The organism is Sphingorhabdus sp. Alg231-15 (genome assembly GCF_900149705.1).
Classification (GTDB): domain Bacteria; phylum Pseudomonadota; class Alphaproteobacteria; order Sphingomonadales; family Sphingomonadaceae; genus Parasphingorhabdus.
This window is the reverse complement of record NZ_LT703001.1, coordinates 1,683,939-1,704,360: the sequence shown is the minus strand read 5'-3', so window position 1 is coordinate 1,704,360 and position 20,422 is coordinate 1,683,939. Positions and strand designations below refer to the sequence as shown.

Below are 20,422 nucleotides of genomic sequence, written 5' to 3'. Positions count from 1 at the left end.
GTTATGCATATTTAGTGTCTGCCAAGCGCAGGATCAATGGCAAGGTCAACTCTCTGGATCGGCTGGCGTCACTTGCGGAATATCGGCAACTTTGCCGGTATTTTCCAGAGATTTGGGCAATAGTGACTTCCGTTTTGGCAAGGCATCCCGCTTTTTCAGCCATTCTTGCATCTGCGCAATTTCTTTGCGCTGACTGTCAATAATCTGTTGCGCCAACGCTTTGGTTTCGGGATCTTTGCCATGCTCCAGAACAATTTCGGCCATTTCCACGGCGCCTTGGTGATGCGGGATCATCCCCTGCATGAAGGCAATGTCAGGATCGGCATGCACTGTGGCCATATTTTCATGCATCTTCGCATTGGCACGGATATAGGCGTTAACCGCCTCGCTATTCTTGTCGCTAGCCTTGCTATGATGGGGCATGGCGGCAGTTTCCACCTTTGGACCACTCTCGTCAACAGGGTTGCATCCGACCAAGGTGACCGCGGCCACCGTCAGCAAAGCTATCATACCCCTTCTCATGCATCTTCTCCTTTTAGGTCCGGTGCCAGCGCTTCGTCTTGGAGCATCGCAACTGCCTCATCGATCGTCAGGAATAATTGCTCTTTCTGGCCTAGTTTACGCAAAGCCACCTTGCCTTCTTCGGCTTCACGCATGCCGACGACCAGTATATTCGGTACTTTCGCCAGCGAATGTTCCCGCACCTTATAGTTGATCTTCTCGTTGCGTAAATCCGGAGAAACCCTGATCCCAGCAGCTTTCAGTTTTTCGGTGACTTCTATCGCATAATCATTGGCATCAGTGACAATCGTGGCGACAACCGCCTGGGTTGGTGCAAGCCAAAGCGGCATCTTGCCTGAATAATGCTCGATCAATATGCCGATAAAGCGCTCATAAGAACCGAATATGGCTCTGTGAAGCATGACCGGGCGATGTCGCGCACCATCCTCGGCGATATAGCTCGCATCCAGACGCTCCGGCAAAACGCGGTCCGACTGGATCGTACCAACCTGCCACGTGCGGCCAATGGCATCGGTCAGATGCCATTCCAGCTTGGGTGCATAAAAGGCGCCTTCACCAGGCAGTTCTTCCCAGCCATATTCTTCGGTCGCCATGCCGGCAGCATGAACAGCTTCACGCAATTCTGATTCCGCCTGATCCCATATCTCATCGGAGCCGAACCGCTCTTCAGGGCGCAGGGCGAGTTTGATAGCATAGCCTTCAAAGCCCATTTCTTTGTAGATGCGGTCTGCCAGTTCACAGAATTTCTTGACCTCGTCGACAATCTGATCCTCACGGCAGAAGATATGCGCGTCATCCTGAGTAAACTGCCGCACCCGCATAAGCCCATGTAATGCGCCATGCGGCTCGTTGCGATGGCAACAGCCATTTTCGTAGATACGCAATGGCAGATCCCGGTAGCTCTTGATGCCTTGCTTGAAGATCAGCACATGGGCCGGGCAGTTCATCGGTTTGATCGCCATCATGTCCGCATCGGAAGATACGAGGGGGGCGTCGTCATCTACACTTGGAATTTCGTCGGGTACCACGAACATATTTTCACGATATTTGCCCCAGTGGCCTGATTGCTCCCATTGACGCGCGTCCATGATCTGCGGCGTTTTGACTTCATTATAGCCACCATCATCGACCGCCCGCCGCATATAGGCTTCCAGTTCGCGCCAGATCATATAGCCCTTGGGATGCCAGAATATGCTGCCCATCGCTTCTGCTTGGATATGGAACAGGTCCATCTCCTGGCCAAGCTTTCGGTGGTCGCGTTTGGCGGCTTCTTCTAGCCGTACGAGATGGGCCTTGAGCTGTTTCTTGTTAAGCCATCCGGTGCCGTAAATGCGGCTGAGCTGCGGATTGCGCTGATCACCGCGCCAATAGGCGCCAGAGACGCGCATCAGTTTAAACGCCTGCGGATCCAGCTTACCGGTTGAGGCAAGATGCGGGCCGCGGCACATATCCATCCAGTCATCGCCGGACCAATAGACGCTTATCTCATCACCTTCAGGGAGTTCGGCAGCCCATTCAGCCTTGAATTTTTCGCCGTCTTTTTCCCACAGCGCAATCAGATCGTTGCGTTCCCAGACTTCTCGACGCAACGGCTTGTCAGCGTTGATGATCCGCCGCATTTCTTCCTCGATTTTGGGCAAGTCATCATCGGTAAACGGATCGCCAGCTGGCGCGAAGTCATAGTAAAAACCATCGTCCGTGGAGGGACCAAAGGTAATTTGCGTTCCGGGATAGAGCTTTTGTACTGCCTCGGCGAGCACATGAGCATAATCGTGCCGCGCAAGTTCAAGCGCTTCATCTTCGTCCCGTGACGTGATCAAAGCCAGTTCGGTGTCGACGTCCAGCGGCCGCATGATGTCGCGAATCTCACCATCGATACGCGCCGCTAATGCGGCCTTTGCGAGGCCGGGACCAATATCGGCGGCAATCTGGGCGGGTGTAGTGCCCGATGCCACTTCACGCGCACTGCCGTCGGGAAGGGTGATTTTGATCATATTGGTCATCGGGTTTCAATCTCTAAAGTTCACACAGTTCTCACCAAAGAACGCCAGAAAACGGCGATCCATGGATTTTTATTGCCTTAGTCCATGGTCCCACCAAGTCAACCGCTGCGAGCATAGAGCGCTTACGTTATGTAGGAAAGCCTCATTGTCACTATGTCATGCATACTTGACATTTTTTCGAATCGCCTTCATAAAGTCAAGGTAACATGACATTATGTCAACTGAACTTGAAGGAGTATCGTGATGAGACTGAAGCGAATTACATGCAGCCGGGCAGCCCTAAACGCAGATATTGCCATGTGGGCAAGCTTCTCTATCCTGTTTCTGGCGATGTTCCGGTGAGTGAACCATCAACCCGTAATATTTGGCAGAGAATCCATAGCGCAATCAAGCCGGATTGGGCCTTCGCACTTGTTTTGCCCACCAGTGTTATGATGCTGGTGGCCGAAAACCTTAAACCGGAACCGGTTATTCCGGTTGATCCGCTGATGAAAATTCTGGCCTTGTCTGGTTTGACATTGATCATCGCCTTTGTTGCCACCTATGCAGCCGCTATGGACCGGCGGAAAGTCGAAGATTATTTTTTCCAGCTCATGATCAACGGCGCCATTGTCGGAATTATCACCACGCTATTCGTCAACTTTGTTTGGGATCTGCTTTACGGGTCACTTATGGGTGACGATGTTATTGCAGTCATGTTGGCCAGCTGGAGTCTGGGATATTTCTTCTATCGGATAAGGGGGTTGAACTCATGAGCGGTCACAAAGAACAGGTGCCGAAGAGGGGTTTTTGGCAAGGTCTTCACCGATCGATCAAGCCAGACTGGATGTTTGGTTTCGTGACGCTGATAGGGGTAGGTCTGACCGTGGCTTCCTTTGTTGATCCGGAGCAAATCAAAGTCGCAGAGGTTAGTCTTTGGGTAAGGCTGGGCGCGATGCTTCCTTTGCTATTGGTGCTGTCTTACTGCGCTACATTAATGGCAGCACTCGATCGACGATGGACCGAAGAATATCATTTTCAGCTGATGGCTAATGGCGCCATAATCGGGGTAATCACGGCAGTTTTTGCCAATATGATCTGGCTGCTTTTTGTTGATACGCTGGGGTCGCTTACTCCCAATAACCTCATCGGAATGATATTGATTGGCTGGGGTCTCGGCTATTTTTTCTACCGTTTCCGGGGGTTAGGCTAATGAATAGAAACGATGAGCAAGTAGAGTTGCAAAGGTTCGGTGTCATCAGGCTGGTGACATTTGGAATAGCTGGCGGCATTGTCCGGTGGCGGGCATGAAGAACAGATTGAAAGTCCTGCGGGCCGAACGGGACTGGTCACAGGCGGATTTGGCCGAAAGACTGTCGGTCTCACGCCAGAGCGTCAACGCGATTGAGACAGGTAAATATGATCCGTCCCTGCCGCTTGCCTTCAAGCTAGCAGCGTTGTTTGATTTGGCGATTGAAGAAATTTTTCAGCTGGATTGATGGAGTGAAGGGGAAGCCGACAATGAACCTAAAAGCTTTAATCAGTGCGGCGCTGTTGACTATGTTCACGATGCCCGCCTGCACAACCGTGAATCAAGACGTGCCAGTTGCTCCGACCGCTGCTCGCGGCGAGCGCGTTGATTTGCCGGACGGGGGGCAATTGCTCGGCGGCCGGCATTTTACGGTTCTGGTCGAAGGACAGGGGCGCGATGTGGTTCTGATCCCGGGGCTGTCTACCCCGCGCTCCGTTTGGGATGCCACCCGCCGCCAGTTGAAGGGCCGTTATCGGCTGCATATCATTCAGATACGTGGCTTTGGTGATGCGCCGATAGCCGAACGGAATGGGCCGTTGCTGGAGCCATTTATCCGCGAACTTACCGACTATGTTGATGACGAGATTGTCGACAGCAACAATCGTCAGAAGGCGCTGGTAATCGGACACTCACTGGGCGGACTGGCGGCGATGAAAATGGCTGCGGTCTATCCGCAGGGAATCGAGAAGGCGATGATCATCGACAGCCTGCCGTTTTTCGGCTTGCTGTTCAGTCCCGACATGACGGTCGAAGCCCTGCAGCCTCAGGCCGCAACGATGCGCGATGCGCTGATCGCACGCGGTAGCAATGAAGCCGATGAACAGACGCTGCAACGTATGGCGCAATCAGAAACCGGCCGACAGCAGGTGTCGGCTTGGGCGCGCAGCGCGGACGTCGCCACAACGGCTCAGCTCTCCTATGATTTGATGACCACCGATGTTCGGCCTTTGTTGCCAGAGATAAAAATACCTATAACAATGCTCTATCCCGTGGATGCGGATATCATGCCCGAACCAAGGATCACATTGATGTACAAGGCCGCCTTCGCCGGTGCCAGGACGGTGATGTTCGAAAGGGTTGAAGAGAGCAGACATTTCATAATGCTAGATCAGCCAGAGGCCTTTGCTGCTGCAGTGGAGCAATTTTTGGGATCATCCAAGCGGTAACGATATGTAAACCGTGTTCTGCTATTGGCGGGACCGCTATGAGCAACTCGACCCCTGTCTGGCACCGTGATGCCAAGGGCGCACGCAAACGTCACGTGCGGATCGAAACTATTGGTAACACCTTTCTGTTTTTCGAAAATCAGTGGCGCAGCGAAGCCTATTATTTTGGCGACCTCGTCTATCGCGGACTAACCGGAGGTTCGCATGTTTTCGGACTGGACGACGGGATCAAGTCTCGTCCGAACTGGGAAATGGGCTTTACTGGTGATCCGCCTACAGAACTGATGAAATTATTGCCAAAAATCAGGCAACCTATGCTGAGCGGTGTGGGTATGCTGATCATTGCGTTTCTTTGTCTCGGGATTGTTTATTTCGGCTCTCCACACGTTTGAGTTGATGTCATTCCTGCTCCTGCGTAGGCAGGGTCACGGAACATTAACGGAAGACATGAATGGAAGACGATATTCTTTACATGCAGCGCCCTGGTGGTGCTGATCTGGCTTATTGCTATCGTGCCGCCAAAGACGGTGTGAAGGGCAGTACGCTTGTTTTTCTGCCCGGCTATATGTCGGATATGGAGGGTGGCAAGGCGCTGGCTCTGGATCAATGGGCTGCCGAAACCGGCCGCGCGATGTTGCGCCTGGATTATGCAGGATGCGGCGCCAGCGGCGGCGAATTTGAAGAGCAGAGCCTGATCGACTGGCGTGACGATGTGCTGTTCCTGATCGAGAAAGTGACATCGGGTTCGATAACTTTGGTGGGTTCTTCCATGGGCGGCTGGCTGATGCTGCTTGTCGCGCTTGCCCGGCCTATGCGGGTGAAGGCGATGATCGGTATCGCTGCGGCGCCCGATTTTACCGACTGGGGCTTCACACAAGAACAGAAAATGACGATCCTGCGCGAAGGCAAGCTTGAAGAGCATAGCGAATATAGCGATGATCCCTATGTGACGACAAATGTCTTCTGGCAGTCGGGCGAAGCCAATCGGATGCTTCACAAGGAGATCACCTTTGATGGCGCGGTGCGACTGCTTCACGGGCAGGAAGATGCCGATGTGCCATGGGCTTATGCTTTGGAAATCGCCAAGAAAATGCGTTCAGCCGATGTGCAGGTGCATTTGGTAAAGGACGGCGATCACCGCTTGTCACGCGATCAGGATATTGCCCTGCTGATTGATGTGGTTTCGCGGCTGGATTAATTGGGCAATTGGCGGACCAGTTGGTGGTGAAACTGATCTGTCATTGCGATGGATCGTCATAAAACGCCCTTTGATGATTATTGGGCCAACGGATTTTAATGCATGCTCAGTTCTCTTGTTCTTCTTTTTGCTCAATCGGCCAATCCCTTTGGCTCACCCGCTCCGCCGACGATAAATCCCTCCGCGCCGATGACTATGACGGAAGTTCGCTTCAACGAATGTGTCGATCTGGCCGTTGACGATCCGGTGAGCGCGGTTGTTGAAGCGAATAAATGGCGGATTGAAGGTGGCGGCTTTCTCGCCCGGCATTGTTTGGGTTTCGCTTATGCCGAGCAGTTTAACTGGGCCGCTGCCACAAAGACATTTGCAGAAGCGGCACAGGAAGCGGAGATTGCCAAATATCCGCGTGTCGCCAATTTCTGGGCTCAGGCCGGCAATGCCGCACTGGCGGGAAATCTGCCTGAAAAGGCTCTCGAATATCTCAATGCTGCTCTTGTACAAGGTAGTCTGGTCGGACTGGAGAAGGGGGAAGTGCACCTGGATCGCGCTCGGGCCCATGTCGCGCTGAATGACTATACCGCTGCGAAAGCGGAATTTCTATTGGTCCACAAACTGGCGCCGCAGGATCCACTGGGCTGGCTTTTATCAGCTACACTCGCGCGGCGGATGGGTGATCTGCCGCAGGCGAAAGCCGATATCCAGGTCGCCGCCAAACTAGCCGCGCGTGACCCGGCGGTCGCGCTGGAAGCGGGTAATATTGCTTATGAAGCAGGCGATATGGTTGAAGCCAAAGCCAATTGGGAAAAGGCGGTCCAGATTGATGCGGAAAGCCGGTCAGCCAAGGTTGCAAAGAAATATCTCGCGCAGCTGGTCACAAGCGTTAGCGAATAAGGGATTACGCCCCGGGGGGCTTTTCAATTCAGCCGACGATGGATAGAACCGCATAAGAAACAACAGAAAGCATTCTTCCATGACCAACAAATTTCTTCTGCCGCTCTTGTCGGCTCCTCTCATGCTGGCGGCATGCGGTAGTGATGGAGATGGCAGTCCGACGGCTGGCCAATACAAGCAAACGGTCAAGATTACCGAACTCGATTTTCCAGGCATGACTGAAGACGCGCGGAAAAATACGATCACTCAAATGGAACGGGCCGCTGGTGGCGGTACGGGCGGCCTTTTTTGCATGCAGGGTGATGACAATGGATCCCAGTGGAAAGAAGCTGCCAAGCAGATGTCCGGCGCGCTAGGCGGTCAATGCGAAACCATCAAGGACGAAGGGTCCGCAACCACTATTGATCTGGAGATGACCTGCAAAGGCACTGGCAAGGGTGACATTAATATCAAAATGAGCGGTCAGGCTAATCCCGAAGGCTATGATAGTGAAATGGCATTCGACATCAAAGACCCGGACAGCGATGAAACGGCCAAATTGGCAATGAGTATCGGTGCAGTGCGGCAAGGCGATTGCCCGGGATAAGGACTGTTTCAGCGGGGCTCCAGCCAACCGCGATAATGGACCATTAAACCGACTAGCGGCAGAGTGATGGGTACATCAAAGTGAAAGCGTCCGCTTTCTTCCCATTCGCTTGCCTCTGATCTCGGAGCCAGAAACAAGGGCAAGGGCAGAAACCCGAATTTCCAGCCCGTCATCACCATCGTCAGGCTGCCATCCGTGACAGGAAGAGCGAACTGGAATTGAAGCAGACCGAAATTCTCTGTGAGATAGCGCCCTGATTTTCGCAGGTGGCTGGCAAATATTTTACCCGAAAAACTGCGTGTCCAGCGCTCCCCTTTGTCATCGATTTTTATGTGAACTTGCAAATCATGTTTGCCGACAGTGGGGAAACCGAAAATCGTCGCAATCGATCGCGCTATAGGGTTTTTACCGCGTGTAACTTCGGCTTCGCCGCGAAAGCCGCCATCGCGCATAACCGTGTGCAATTGTTGCAAGCTGCCCGGCAATTGTTCGAAATCGCTTCCCATTACCCTTTGATAAAGCGAAGGGACGGTTTCCCGGGTGATGGTCTCATGGGCGATGGCATAACGATCAAAGAGCGGCTGAAATTCGGAAAGCGTTAGCAGCTGACTGGCCTCATAGGCGCCCGCTTTCAGTTGCCCACACAATATCTTTTCTGACAAGATCACAGCGGCAAATGTTGGAATTTGGGGGCCATCTCCCTTTTGAGCAATCAGCGTCCAGCTGTTGCGGCTGGGCTTACTCTCCATATGACCAAATAGCTCAACTTTCATTCCCGAAACGTCAGAACCCAAAGCGCGTGTGACATTCTGTAATGAAAGAAGGAATTTCGCAGCCGGTTCGAGCGATCTTATCCATCCCCATCGAACTGGCCAGCTTGCTATCCACAGGCCCCGGTTTTGGAAGGCCAGCTCAGTGCCAGCGCGAAAGCTGACCGCGGGCATATTCTCAAATTGACGCGGCACAAGCTCCAGGTCGGGAACATCTGCTAGTGCCACCAGTCGCTTTCCAATACCGGGAGTGTCATTCACCTCGAAGTCGATAGAACGGATATCTTGCCAACCATAAACTGTATCCCAACGACCCGCCTGACGAACTTGTATTGGCTTTCCCACATAGCTGAGGATAGCATTGCTGACAGACGACCCGACAGTGGCCTTGTTTGAGGCGCTGATCGCCATTTCGATCGCTTCAACATGTTCTGTTTCGGAAGCTAAGTGACGGATCACTGCACCGGATAGGGCCGGCACGCTGGATGCTCCGGAAATGACAGGAACACCAGCAGCGATTGCCGCATCATCGAGTTTGCCGATACCGCATACAAAGGCCCGCCCATCTGCAAGATCCAGATAGGGTATAGCGGCCGCAATAGAATGCTCGGCCACCCGGTAGCTGCTCCCTTGAAATGGCCCGGCAGCATCAATGATCAGGTCAGGTTGATGCTGTATGATCGCTTCTCGGATGTTGCCATTGCGATCCATCTGGACAGCCTGCCCATTTTCGATCTTCTCGCAGAATTTCTCGGCCTTAAGCTGGCTCCGCCCGGCCACCAGAATGTGGTGACCGCGTTCAGCGAGTAAGTCGGACAAACGCCCGCCAAAACCGCCATATCCGCCCAATATCATGATTTTTTTCACAACATGCGATCTCGATATTCTGGTGTTGGCAACCAACAGCTGTCCCGTTTTCCAAATATGCGATACCGGTTGCGTGCAACGAACAGATAGATCGGATCGCGCAGAAATTTGGGAATGATCCTTGCAACGATTGCCAGCTTCCAAGGCCAGCCAAGATCCGCATAGATTGCAAGAACAGCATCGCTGTTCCGCAGCAGTTTGTCTTTATAAACCAGTATCAACGTTTCGGGATTGGTCGGATCAATGTCGTGCTTTCGGTAAAGCGCGCTGCCATAATTGCCTTGCATCGCGGCCAGCATAAAATGCCTCCGACGATCATATTTCAGGATGAATTGCGCGTTGGCTGAGCATAATATGCATTCAGCATCGAAAACGACAATCTTCTGATCATCGAGTGATATGGACTGTTCGCTATTCTCTGACATTCCGGCTTTTATTGCTGGAACACTGGAAAACATCAATGTTACCGCATCACATATTTCAAACGCTTATTCTGATCCGGTTCGAGCAAGTGGATGTCCCAGCGTTGGCGTCGTGACCGTTGCCGCTCGAGGCGTTGGGCCATCAGTACATTTTTTCCATCTGTGCGCAGGTTGATCATGCCATAATTGGCGACGCTGCGTTCTATGGTTTTGAGCGCATCCTGTATCGCCGTTTCCGCTTTGGCTCTGGCGGCCCTGGTAGAGCCGGGATCCTCGATAATTGCCTCGTTGGTGCGCAAGGTGGACCGCAGCTCGTTGCGGACGATATCGGGATGCTTGATGATTTCCTTGCTTGATCGGGCCAGTTCCGTGCTGAAGATCAGTGGCCGTGTACCGCGACCATATTTGCCGATGACCCCCAGTGTGTCGGGCCGTGGATGGCTATGCGGTTCATCGTCACCGCTGGATACCACAGTGGCAATCGGATTGACGGCTCGCATGAAGGTGGAAGAGAAATCGGCGCTGCCATGATGACAAGCCTTGCTGATATCCGCTTCAAAAAACGGGCGGGCGGCTTCAACCATGTCAATTGAGGCTTCCACATTTGCTGGAGGATGTTTCAGTCCGGTGTAATGCTCGAGCAGATAGTCTTGTGACCGTTCGTTGAGATCGCCGCCAAGTTGAATTTTGACATCACCGATGGCGATTTGCAGGATCACACTATGGCCATTTTTGCTTTTGCCTTTGCTGCCGAAACTTGGAAGTCCTTGCTTGCCATTAGACAATGTTGTCGGAACCGGACCAAGCAGTCTGATCGTCATGCCGCGATTGTCGGTTGGTGCGAAGCCGGGCAGATAGATGGGGTCGTTGCTGTCCTCGCTGGCCAGAACGCCCGCGATATCATTGACCCGCCCGCTGGTTTCAGCGGTGTGAAGCAGGTTGGGATATAATCGCTTGCCGCGTTTTGTCGGGGAATCGGTGATAGACTTCAGTTGATCGCGCGTCTCAATGATGCCTGTAAAGTGCTTGCGGGAGGCGCCCGCAGGCTTCTCGGTCTTTCCCAATGTGCTTTTTCCGGCGGTAATCTGCTCAACCAGACCGTTGTGGAAAATGCTGCCAATCTTGACCTTGCTATGTTCGAATAACGGCTTGAAGCCAAAATAGTGATCTTTATCCGGATGACTGATCACCATATTCTCAAATTTAAAGGACCGTGTGAACCGTCCGAACCGCCAGCGTAGAAAGCGATACATATTATCTTCGACGCCGGCATCAACGACCATCGCCTTGTCATCCGGAGTCTGAATATGCGCGCCGTCGCCTTGGCCCACATCAACAAAATTGACTTCCAGGATGCGATTGCTTTGCAAATTTTCCTGACGCACCCAACCGGTACGACCGCGTGACCGGATTTGGAACCAGGGGCCTTTTATATCTTCAATCCTGGCCCAATCGCCCCAAAGAAGCTGGTTTATCGGATCTTTGCCCTTTAACTGCGCCGCGGAACCCTTCGTTTTCCACTGGACGGCAAAAGGATAGGATATGAAGGCTTGGTCACCTGTCTGCACGGTTTTCTCCTCCGTTTAAAACGGTTAGTCGATGACCCGTGGTTTTAACTGACCTTGTTGCAGGTCAGATGCTTGTTGACAGACGCCGGTCTGCAGAGGACCAAACTAGCAAAATTTTTCAACTTGTAAACGTCGCCCCAGCCCGGCTGGCTCCGCATTGATCCGATATGTGATCGCGCGACCTAGTCTGATTTCTTGACGGTCGTCATTCGGTAAAACTCGACCTTGCTCGTCCCCGATCCGAAATAGCGTGAATTCGCCTTATATTCCGCGCTTCCGCGAACTTTGGTAAAGCCGTCCAGCGTATCCCACTCTACAAAAGTCAACTGGCCCGGTGCACCATTGGTGATGCTATTGGCTTCATATTGGGGGTTGTGCATTTTATAGATGAAACGCCCTCCGGCGGCCGCAACAGCAGGTTCAATGCCTTTGAGATAGCGCTGGTAATCGCCCGGATTTTCGGGATTCAGCCAGGCCACAACCAACGTATAGCTCTTGCTCGGATCAAATGTGAGGTTGAGATCGCTCTTCAGCTCCGCGCTATATATCTTCAGCTCTTCCCAGATTTGCGGCCGCGACGCCTTGATCGCCGGCCATTCGGGAGCATTTGAAAGACCTCTTTCGGCTGCTGCATCGGGGTAGGAGTAGAAAATAAGCCCTGATGGTTGATAGTCGCTGATAATCACATCATCCATCGCCAAAACTGCTTCGCGCTGCAGGCCAAATCGCGCGCCAAGCATAAAGGCTTTTTTATAATATTCCTGTCGAGCAGCGGCTTCATCCGGTTTTGCCTGTGGCAGGATGATAGAGAGAACTTGCCCTTTTTTCAGCGTCAGGCTCTCCATTGTGACAACAGATTTCGGCGATGCCTCTTGCGTGGATTGACTGCAAGCCGGCGTGAAGGTGAAGGCCGCGCTTAGCGACATAATGACGGCGACTGTCCGGATCGATAACATATTAGAGACTCCAATATCGGATGTTTTGTTGCGTTCTCGCACCGTATAACGATCGATTGGCGTAAAATATGGATTTATTTTTCCAGTATTTGGTGCAATAACGCACCAAATGGCGAATTGGGATGATTATCGACTGATATTAGCTTTGTCTCGCTCGGGTACTGTCCGAGGGGCGGCGACACTGCTGGGAGTCACCCATTCGACTGTCTCGCGGCGGCTCAGCGTCATTAATCAGCGACATGGTGGCATCGTGTTTGAACGGGTCACAGGCGGCTATCAAACCACGGAACTCGGCAAGCGGATGGTCGATGCGGCGCATAGGATGGAAGAAATTGACCTGTCCGCTGATCGCCAGCAGCGCGCGATCGAAACCGAGCTGTCCGGACCCGTCACCTTGTCCTTGCCAGATGCACTGGCCGAACATCTGTTGCTCGATCCGATAGGCGAATTCTGTCAACGCCATCCCAAGATCGATCTGACAATTTATAGTTCATACCAGTTTGCCGATCTTGACAGGTCAGAAGCCGATATTGTTGTGCGCGGTGTTGATGCTCCACCTGACCATTATGTTGGGCGGCGCCTGTTTCCCTATATGCTGTGCCACTATAGCCGCGCAGACTATCTAGTAAAAACAGCACCGGAGGACCGCCGCTGGATCGCCGGCTCCTATAAGGGGGGCAGGCCGGATTGGATAAGCGCTTCCTCCTTCCCCGATGCGCCGATAATATTGGCGCTCGACGATATCGATCTGCGTCACAAAGCGGCCTTGTCGGGTCTGGGCATGATCCGAACCGCTTGTTACATTGCCGATCCCAACCCCGCTTTCATTCGATTGCCGGAAGCAAAACCAGAGGCGGCACAGGATTTTTGGGTTTTAACCCACCCGGACCTGAAAGATACACCGCGGATCAAGGCGCTGATGCGCCACATTATCGGGGTGATGATGGATAATAAGGGCCTGTTGCAGGGCCGACCTGCTGGATCAACTGCTGATTGATAAGTTCTGCATCCTGGTGCGCCCAATGCGAAACGGATAGGCCAATGCGAAACGGTTGGGAAAGCGCCGTTCGTTGACATTTCTACGTCAGAATGCCTATTGAAGGCGGGTCTTATCACATTATTTCAATAATTTGATATATTGGCCGGGGGGCTTATGATTGCAGTATATTTAGGGCTTTCTGTTTCGGAATGCCTTCGGTGCTAGTTCGGCTAGGCACTGCGCACTTGCCGTTGCGCAATTGGAATGGCGCTATTGGTGATCGAGCCCGTTACGCTTGCAGCCGCTATGAGTAATAGCGCGGGCGCCATGAAGCACATCCCTGCACTGGATGGTCTTCGGGCCTTTGCGGTTCTTATTGTCATGATATCCCATGGCGGCTTCGGTCATATCGTTCCGGGTGGCTTCGGGGTTACGATCTTTTTCTTTCTGAGTGGCTATCTGATCACGACATTGCTCCGCCGGGAGTTTGAGAAAAGCGATAAAATCGATTACAAAGGATTTTACTTTCGCAGGATCGTGCGGATATTTCCGCCGATGTATGTCGCGATCCTGTTTGCGGTGATTTTATCCCTCCTATCCTTGCAGCCCGAAGCGATAAAATATGAAAATCTCTATTGGGACTTCCTTTTTCTAAGCAATTATTCGCCGGGCTTTGATGGGAATAGCGGGATTAGAATACCGCTCTGGTCGCTCGATGTGGAGGAACATTTTTATATGATTTTTCCGCTATTCTACTTCATGGTTGCGTCGAAACTATCAAGCCGGAATGTTGCATTATCATGCGCAGCGATATGTTTGATTGTCTTGTTAGTCAGGATCGCCAACGTGGCCGTTCTCGATGACTTCAGCAATAATTATTACTGGTCTCACACGCGCATCGATTCCATAGTTTTTGGGTGTTGTCTGGCGCTCTGGAACAATCCGAATGCTGACGGTCCCGACTATTTTAAAAGTCCCTGGTTCAGTTTGATCATGGCCGGGGTCCTGATCTTGGCAGGTTTTGTGATCCGGGATCCGGTTTTTCGAGAGACACTGCGTTATTCAATCCAGGGTGTCGGACTTTTTTTCCTGTTCAATTTCATCATCCGGGATAACAGCATCATCAAGCAGATTCTAGGCTCGGGCATGATGCGTTTCGTCGCATTACTATCCTATAGTCTATATCTTATACACTTGCCGATATACATCGCAATCAACATGCTCATGCCGGAATATCCTGCTATGGTTCGGCTAGCCATTGGCACCGCACTTTCGTTCGCAGTTGCTTACGCAATCTACATATTTGTGGAACGACCGCTTGCACAATGGCGCAGAAAGACGGAAGCGAAATGGCAAATGACCAAAAGGGAAGCAAATCTTGAAACCGGATCAGCAGGATAAAAGCTTGGAATTGGTTTCCTGAATGGACGCATTCATCTATTTTTAACCATGAATATCATAATTCTCACGAATGTACGTTTTTCAAGGTAGCTCTATGGCACAGAAGAAGGCAGTTCACTTCCTTGCTATCATGCTTGTGGCTTTCGCGCTGCCAACCAGTCTGTATGGCGCGCGCGGTGAAACTACTGCCACCAAAACTCTCCCGGTAGAGCGGTCTTCGGTTTCAGTACCCCGATCAAAACCAACTCCAGCTGCATTGCCCAATGTCAGGCAGAATCCGACCCAAGGTATCGCAACAAACAGGAAGCCTGTCATTGTGGCTGAGGGTGATAGTATATCCAAATATTGGGGCGGCAATTATACGGGTATTTTTAAAAGGTCGCGCCCTGACATTGAATTTCATGGACTGGCTAAAGGTGGCTCGACGATAAAGTCGATAACTGCGCGGCGAGATGCCGTTATGGCGTTGAACCCACATGTTGTATCGGTATTTGTTGGCGCCAATGACCTTGGTAAATATGATGATCCATCGAAATTTGCCAATGCTCTTTTCGCCTATGCGGAACCCTTAAAGGCTGCCGGGATCAAAGTCGTTTTTGCCACCAATTTGGCGAGAAATGTTCCGACCTCACCGGCCTTTAACTTCAAACATAATCGTAATCGCAAAGAAGTTTCCAGATTGTTGCGGCAGGCAGTCGGCACCAAAATTGACGCCGTGGTCGATTTCGCTGCTGATCCGACCATGGGAACAGATGCCGCAACAGGAAATCGAACTCTATTTTCCGACGGCCTGCACCCCACAGATTCAACCCATGGTGTGGGCGAAGGCGGCCAACGAAAACTGGCGCGTATCTACACGCCGGTCATGAATGCGGTGATCGACAATCTGCCTTAATGTAATGGATCGGGCGGAAGCGGCTTTGATTTCTGCCTGACCTTGTTATCCCTATGTAGCAAAGAGAAATGAAAAGAGGCTGTCGATCTCTGGGATCAACAGCCTCTAGGCATGGGTCAGCGGTTGGAAGTGCCGCTGCCGGGTTGCCTGATTATTGCCGTCTGTTTTTATTCACAAAACCGGAATCCACTTTTGTGAAACAGACTTCTAAATCAGAGTTGCTCCCCGAACGGATTTTTCCGACCCCTGTGCTGAACCATGAGACATCGGACCACCTCCTTTCGCTTGTTGATAAGATACGAACTGTTGCATTGAAAATCTCCGCTTGTTCGACGATTCGAATGTGAATCATTCGCCGGATGCGAACAAGACTTGAATTATTTTTATTTGCTGTCAGAATCCGGCGTTCCGTCCAAAACCAGCCCTATCGCACCAGTGTAACCGCTCGGCTGAAACCTGTTCACTGTGCAAGTCTAGCGGCGGCAGTCCTCGACGACACGGATAAACTCGGGCCAGATCGGAATGGCGAGTGACCTCAATCCGGTTGTTTCAACCGCAAACCGGCCACGACTAAACGCAATCCGATCCATCATGTAATCTGTCACCGGCAAAGCGATGGCCGCATAATCAAGCGGGCCACCGCTATTGCGGGCTGGATAGGATTGCATGCCCGAGCTAGCGCGTAACCTCATTTGTGCTCCGGTGTCCGGCACGACGCCCTCACGAGACAGGAACAATTGATTTCGGCCTTGATCACAGCGAATGATAAACGTCGCTTCCATGTTGGGCGGACCGAATAACGCGATCGAACCGCGATCATCAGAGCGGTAAACCCAATCGCCCGTTGCAAGAGGCCACTCCGTCCAATTTCCGCTCATCGGTTCTGGCGGCGGTACGGGTGCCGGTACCGGCGCAGGCGTTGGTGCAGGAGTGGGGGTTGGCGCAGGCGTTTCTGCGGGAGCAGGTGCTGGTGCTGGCACGACACCAGAACAACCGGCTGCTAACAATATGGCGGAAAAGGCAAAAGTGATTCTCATAATATCGAATATGGTCAAAAGCATATGCTTCGGCTAGTCCCATTTTGATATGGCACAAAATGAAACGCGCCCGGCGAAAACCGCTCCACCCGCTGCAGCGGGTCAAGCAAAACCTCAAAAATTGCGGATTGACCAAATATTGGTTGATCGTGGTCTTGCAGAAAGCCGTGCCAAGGCACAGGCCTATATCATGGCCGGGTTGGTGACCGTCGGTGATCAGAAGGTGGATAAGCCAGGTCAGAAATATATCAATGATATTGATGTCGATCTAAAAGGCAAAGACCATCCCTGGGTTTCGCGCGGAGGTATCAAGCTGGATCATGCGCTCGATCATTTCCGTCTGGATGTGACCAATCTGACCGCTATCGATGTTGGCAGTAGTACAGGTGGGTTTACGGATGTCCTGCTTAGTCGCGGCGCCAAGAAGGTCTATGCGGTGGATAGCGGTACCAACCAGCTTGCTTGGAAACTTCGCCAGGATGACCGGGTGATCGTGCACGAGCAAACCAGCGCTCGAATATTGACAGCCGACCATATCCCCGAACCGATGGATCTGATTGTTTGCGATGCCAGTTTTATCTCGCTAACCAAAGTGCTCGAAAAGCCAATGGAATTCGCTGGACCCGGCGCTCAGCTGATAGCGTTGATCAAACCGCAATTTGAAGCGGAGCGCGGTGACGTTGGTAAAGGCGGTGTCGTCCGCGATGCAACCATACATGATCAGGTGTGCCGGAAAGTCAGTGACTGGCTGACTTCACAAGATTGGGTGGTTCGCGGCATATCGCAAAGCCCAATTACTGGGCCCAAAGGCAATGTCGAATTTCTGATCCTTGCCGACAGGCCGCAATAATGGCGCGTATTGGGATCAGGCAGCTTGCCAATGGCGGCGGCGGCGATTAGCGCAGCTGGATATGGCAAATTCTATAGACAATACGCCCGCACCGTTCGAAATTGACGAAAGTCTTACGATGATGCGCCTATTTGATGACAGCATGGCGTGGTTGAGCAATAACTATACCGAATTGATCGTAACGATTGCAATTGGCACGCTCATTTTCTTCGTGCTCGGTGCCATAAAACGATATGCTGCGCGTCAAGTACGCAATAATGAAGGCTTGATCGGTTATCGCGCCATCATCACACAGGCTATCGCCCGGACCAGCAAGTTTTTTATGTTCATGGTCTCGGCACAGATCGTGGTCACCTATTCGAATGCACCGAGCGAGATTGTGCGGACTGTCGGATTTCTGTTCACTATCTCGATCGTTGTCCAGGTCGCGATCTGGCTACGCGAGTTGATCCTCGGCTTTTTTACACGCAAACTGTCCGCTGATCCGAACCAAAGCGATACCTTGCAAAGTGCGATGTCGTTGATCCGTGTGCTGGTCACCTGTGTGATATTTGCGATCGCGACCATTGTCATTCTTGACAATCTCGGCGTGGATGTGACGGGCCTGGTCGCCGGTCTTGGTGTTGGGGGTATTGCCATCGGTCTCGCAGCGCAGGGGATATTTTCCGACCTGTTTGCAGCCTTGTCGATCATCTTCGACAAGCCGTTTCGACGCGGTGAATATATCAGCTATGATAATACCACCGGCAGGATTGAGGAAATAGGGCTGAAAAGCACCCGGCTGCGGGCGGTGACTGGCGAAGAAATTATCATTTCCAATACAAATTTGCTCGACAAGGAAATCACCAACCTGACGCAATTGGGTCGTCGCAGAACGCGCTATGGTTTGGGGGTTGTCTATCAGACTGAGCCAGACGCTGCGCGGCGTATTCCCGACCTTCTGAAACAGATTGTGGAAGACAATGACGCCAAGTTTATCCGATCCGGCTTTGTCGGCTTTGGCGACAGCTCGATCAATTTCGAGCTGGATTTTGATATCATGAGCAGCGACTATGAAGTGGTTTATGAAGGTCGCCACAAAATCGGCTTGGCTATCCTTCAGAAGTTTAACGAGGAGGGCCTGGAATTTGCCTATCCGACACAGACCAGCTTTACCTCCGCGCCCGACGGTAAGATGATCATGCCCTATCCCGAAGGTGGATTTCCGGTTCATATCCAGGATAGCTAGCTTGCCGTAGCGTCAGGACCAGTAGCGAAGAAAAACCTTGTTAATTGGCCGATTAAGAGAGAATATACGCGCCAAATTCGACTCAAAAATCTCATAATAAAGGATCATATCATGCGTGACGCAGTCATCGTTTCCACCGCTCGGACCCCCATCGGACGCGCTTATAAAGGCGCTTTCAACGCGACGGCTGGTCCAACTCTCGGCAGCTATGCAGCCAAAGCAGCTGTTGAACGCGCCGGCATTGATCCTGCTACGGTAGAAGACGTCGTTTGGGGCAGCGCGCTGCAACAAGGTTCGCAAGGCGGAAATCTTGGACGGAATGTGGCGTTGCGTTCAGGCTTCCCGATCGAAGTTCCTGGCATGACACTGGATCGCCAGTGCTCTTCCGGTTTGATGGCGATTGCGACGGCCTCCAAGCAGGTGACGATCGACCGTATGGATGTTGTTGTTGGTGGCGGACAGGATTCCATCTCGACCGTGCAAACACCAGAAATGCGCATGGCACCGGATAAGGCCCTGGTCGCTATGCATGATGATATCTACATGCCGATGCTGCAAACTGCCGAAGTGGTTGGCGAACGCTATGGCATTTCCCGCGAAGCTTGCGACGAATATGCGCTGAAATCCCAGCAACGGACTGCCGCAGCGCAGGAAGCGGGCAAGTTTGACGACGAGATTGTCGAGGTTACCGTCACCATGGGTGTGCAGGACAAGGAAACCAAAGAGATTTCCATGCATGAAATCACGCTCAACAAAGATGAAGGCAATCGTCCTTCAACCACGCTGGAAGGGCTGCAAAGCCTAGGCCCCGTTCTCGGCCCAGATAAGATTATCACGGCCGGGAATGCATCACAGCTTTCCGACGGAAGCTCTGCGAGTGTGGTGATGGAAGCCAGTGCCGCAGAGAAGGCGGGCCTTAACCCGCTTGGCCGCTATGTCGGTATGGCAGTGGCCGGCACCAAGCCGGATGAAATGGGTATTGGTCCAGTTTTCGCAATCCCCAAATTGCTCGAAAAATTTGACCTGAAAATGGATGATATCGGCCTTTGGGAACTGAACGAAGCCTTTGCCGTGCAGGTGCTTTATTGCCAGCAGAAACTGGGCATTCCTGACGAGCTGTTGAACGTCAATGGTGGCTCGATCTCCATTGGTCACCCCTATGGTATGACCGGCGCACGTTGCACTGGCCACGCACTGATCGAAGGCAAGCGTCGCGGCGCAAAATATGCTGTGGTCACCATGTGTATTGGTGGTGGGCAGGGCGCAGCCGGTCTGTTTGAAATACTCTAGACGCCGTAATATAGAGAAAAAGGCTCTCTTGCCCGATCGGCAAGGGGGCCTTTTTTTGGTCTGCGGGATTGCTGCACCATCGGCTGCGATACCGAACAAGGTACAGCCAGACAGTGATATGACTACGCACTAATGTCGCCGCATGGTTGAGGTTACTATCTGGTATGATGGCGCTTGTCTGCTATGTCTGCGTGAAATTGCGTTGATGCAGCGACTTGATCGGCAGGGCGCGATTGATTTTGTCAATGTTGCAGACCCTGCCACGCGCTGCCCGATCGCCCGCGACCGGTTGCTGGAACGATTTCACGCGCGGGAAAACGGCCAGATGCTCTCAGGTGCGGCGGCATTCGCAGCGATGTGGCGTGCAATTCCTTTGCTCAGGCCCCTCGGTCTGCTCGCACAGAACCATATTTTTTTGAGCCTATTGGAAGTGTTATATCTGCGCTTTCTGGCCGTCCGCCCTGCGTTTCAAAGATTATTTCAAAAGGGGAGAGCCATTTGA

The 20,422-nt window shown here is 52.3% G+C and carries 22 protein-coding genes; 15 read left to right on the top strand and 7 right to left on the bottom strand.

What is annotated here, in order from left to right:
* Window positions 1-45 precede the first annotated feature (45 nt).
* Window positions 46-522 carry a CopM family metallochaperone gene (copM, locus tag DG177_RS08425; RefSeq protein WP_108811069.1) on the bottom strand — a complete coding sequence of 159 codons (477 nt, stop codon included), beginning with the start codon at window positions 520-522 and terminating at the stop codon, window positions 46-48.
* A complete protein-coding gene (gene thrS / locus DG177_RS08420; RefSeq protein ID WP_108811068.1) occupies window positions 519-2,525 on the bottom strand; it encodes a threonine--tRNA ligase in 2,007 nt (668 codons plus the stop codon). Before thrS ends, copM begins: the two co-directional genes overlap by 4 nt.
* A 206-nt stretch (window positions 2,526-2,731) precedes the next feature.
* On the opposite strand from thrS, the gene DG177_RS08415 reads away from it, so the two are divergent.
* From DG177_RS08415 to DG177_RS08380, 8 genes are all read left to right on the top strand, one after another.
* Window positions 2,732-3,280, top strand: coding sequence for a hypothetical protein (locus DG177_RS08415; protein WP_337658650.1), 549 nt, complete (start codon window positions 2,732-2,734; stop codon window positions 3,278-3,280).
* Window positions 3,277-3,717, top strand: coding sequence for a hypothetical protein (locus DG177_RS08410; protein WP_108811066.1), 441 nt, complete (start codon window positions 3,277-3,279; stop codon window positions 3,715-3,717). Before DG177_RS08415 ends, DG177_RS08410 begins: the two co-directional genes overlap by 4 nt.
* A 94-nt stretch (window positions 3,718-3,811) precedes the next feature.
* Complete coding sequence (locus DG177_RS08405; RefSeq protein ID WP_108811065.1) at window positions 3,812-4,003, top strand: helix-turn-helix domain-containing protein; 192 nt, start codon at window positions 3,812-3,814, stop codon at window positions 4,001-4,003.
* Window positions 4,004-4,025: 22 nt separating this feature from the next.
* Entirely contained in the window at window positions 4,026-4,982 is a 957-nt protein-coding gene (locus DG177_RS08400) for an alpha/beta fold hydrolase (protein WP_337658649.1), read from the top strand.
* Window positions 4,983-5,020: 38 nt separating this feature from the next.
* The gene (locus DG177_RS08395) at window positions 5,021-5,374 is read left to right on the top strand and encodes a hypothetical protein (RefSeq protein WP_108811064.1); all 354 of its coding nucleotides are present in this window, start codon (window positions 5,021-5,023) and stop codon (window positions 5,372-5,374) included.
* 59 nt (window positions 5,375-5,433) lie between these two features.
* A complete protein-coding gene (locus DG177_RS08390; protein ID WP_443216410.1) occupies window positions 5,434-6,180 on the top strand; it encodes an alpha/beta hydrolase in 747 nt (248 codons plus the stop codon).
* A 195-nt stretch (window positions 6,181-6,375) separates the two neighbouring features.
* Window positions 6,376-7,071: a tetratricopeptide repeat protein gene (locus DG177_RS08385; protein WP_337658648.1), complete on the top strand. Its 696-nt coding sequence runs from the start codon at window positions 6,376-6,378 to the stop codon at window positions 7,069-7,071.
* Window positions 7,072-7,150: 79 nt separating this feature from the next.
* Entirely contained in the window at window positions 7,151-7,657 is a 507-nt protein-coding gene (locus tag DG177_RS08380) for a DUF3617 family protein (RefSeq protein ID WP_108811062.1), read from the top strand.
* 8 nt (window positions 7,658-7,665) lie between these two features.
* On the opposite strand, the gene DG177_RS08375 is transcribed toward DG177_RS08380, so the two are convergent.
* The 4 genes from DG177_RS08375 to DG177_RS08360 all read right to left on the bottom strand — a co-directional run bounded on the left by DG177_RS08375 (window position 7,666) and on the right by DG177_RS08360 (window position 12,240).
* The gene (locus tag DG177_RS08375; RefSeq protein ID WP_337658647.1) at window positions 7,666-9,294 is read right to left on the bottom strand and encodes a DUF4166 domain-containing protein; all 1,629 of its coding nucleotides are present in this window, start codon (window positions 9,292-9,294) and stop codon (window positions 7,666-7,668) included.
* Entirely contained in the window at window positions 9,291-9,719 is a 429-nt protein-coding gene (locus DG177_RS08370; RefSeq protein ID WP_108812873.1) for a DCC1-like thiol-disulfide oxidoreductase family protein, read from the bottom strand. Before DG177_RS08370 ends, DG177_RS08375 begins: the two co-directional genes overlap by 4 nt.
* Window positions 9,720-9,757: 38 nt before the next feature.
* The gene (locus DG177_RS08365; RefSeq protein WP_108811061.1) at window positions 9,758-11,284 is read right to left on the bottom strand and encodes a hypothetical protein; all 1,527 of its coding nucleotides are present in this window, start codon (window positions 11,282-11,284) and stop codon (window positions 9,758-9,760) included.
* Between the two features lie 182 nt (window positions 11,285-11,466).
* A complete protein-coding gene (locus DG177_RS08360; RefSeq protein ID WP_108811060.1) occupies window positions 11,467-12,240 on the bottom strand; it encodes a hypothetical protein in 774 nt (257 codons plus the stop codon).
* 109 nt (window positions 12,241-12,349) lie between these two features.
* Between DG177_RS08360 and DG177_RS08355 the strand changes: the two genes are divergently transcribed.
* The 3 genes from DG177_RS08355 (at window position 12,350) to DG177_RS08345 (ending at window position 15,515) form a co-directional block, all read left to right on the top strand.
* Complete coding sequence (locus DG177_RS08355) at window positions 12,350-13,237, top strand: LysR substrate-binding domain-containing protein (RefSeq protein ID WP_108811059.1); 888 nt, start codon at window positions 12,350-12,352, stop codon at window positions 13,235-13,237.
* A 288-nt stretch (window positions 13,238-13,525) separates the two neighbouring features.
* Window positions 13,526-14,620, top strand: coding sequence for an acyltransferase family protein (locus tag DG177_RS08350; protein ID WP_337658645.1), 1,095 nt, complete (start codon window positions 13,526-13,528; stop codon window positions 14,618-14,620).
* 94 nt (window positions 14,621-14,714) lie between these two features.
* A complete protein-coding gene (locus DG177_RS08345) occupies window positions 14,715-15,515 on the top strand; it encodes an SGNH/GDSL hydrolase family protein (RefSeq protein ID WP_337658644.1) in 801 nt (266 codons plus the stop codon).
* 473 nt (window positions 15,516-15,988) lie between these two features.
* Here DG177_RS08345 and DG177_RS08340 read toward each other — a convergent pair whose 3' ends face one another.
* Window positions 15,989-16,576, bottom strand: a complete 588-nt coding sequence (locus tag DG177_RS08340) for a hypothetical protein (protein WP_337658643.1) — start codon at window positions 16,574-16,576, stop codon at window positions 15,989-15,991.
* A gap of 25 nt (window positions 16,577-16,601) precedes the next feature.
* Here DG177_RS08340 and DG177_RS08335 point away from each other — a divergent pair, with 25 nt between their 5' ends.
* The 4 genes from DG177_RS08335 to DG177_RS08320 all read left to right on the top strand — a co-directional run bounded on the left by DG177_RS08335 (window position 16,602) and on the right by DG177_RS08320 (window position 20,422).
* Entirely contained in the window at window positions 16,602-17,402 is an 801-nt protein-coding gene (locus DG177_RS08335; protein ID WP_108811055.1) for a TlyA family rRNA (cytidine-2'-O)-methyltransferase, read from the top strand.
* A gap of 61 nt (window positions 17,403-17,463) precedes the next feature.
* Complete coding sequence (locus tag DG177_RS08330) at window positions 17,464-18,630, top strand: mechanosensitive ion channel domain-containing protein (RefSeq protein WP_108811054.1); 1,167 nt, start codon at window positions 17,464-17,466, stop codon at window positions 18,628-18,630.
* 111 nt (window positions 18,631-18,741) lie between these two features.
* The gene (locus DG177_RS08325) at window positions 18,742-19,920 is read left to right on the top strand and encodes an acetyl-CoA C-acyltransferase (protein WP_108811053.1); all 1,179 of its coding nucleotides are present in this window, start codon (window positions 18,742-18,744) and stop codon (window positions 19,918-19,920) included.
* Window positions 19,921-20,062: 142 nt separating this feature from the next.
* Window positions 20,063-20,422 carry a DCC1-like thiol-disulfide oxidoreductase family protein gene (locus tag DG177_RS08320; RefSeq protein ID WP_108811052.1) on the top strand — a complete coding sequence of 120 codons (360 nt, stop codon included), beginning with the start codon at window positions 20,063-20,065 and terminating at the stop codon, window positions 20,420-20,422.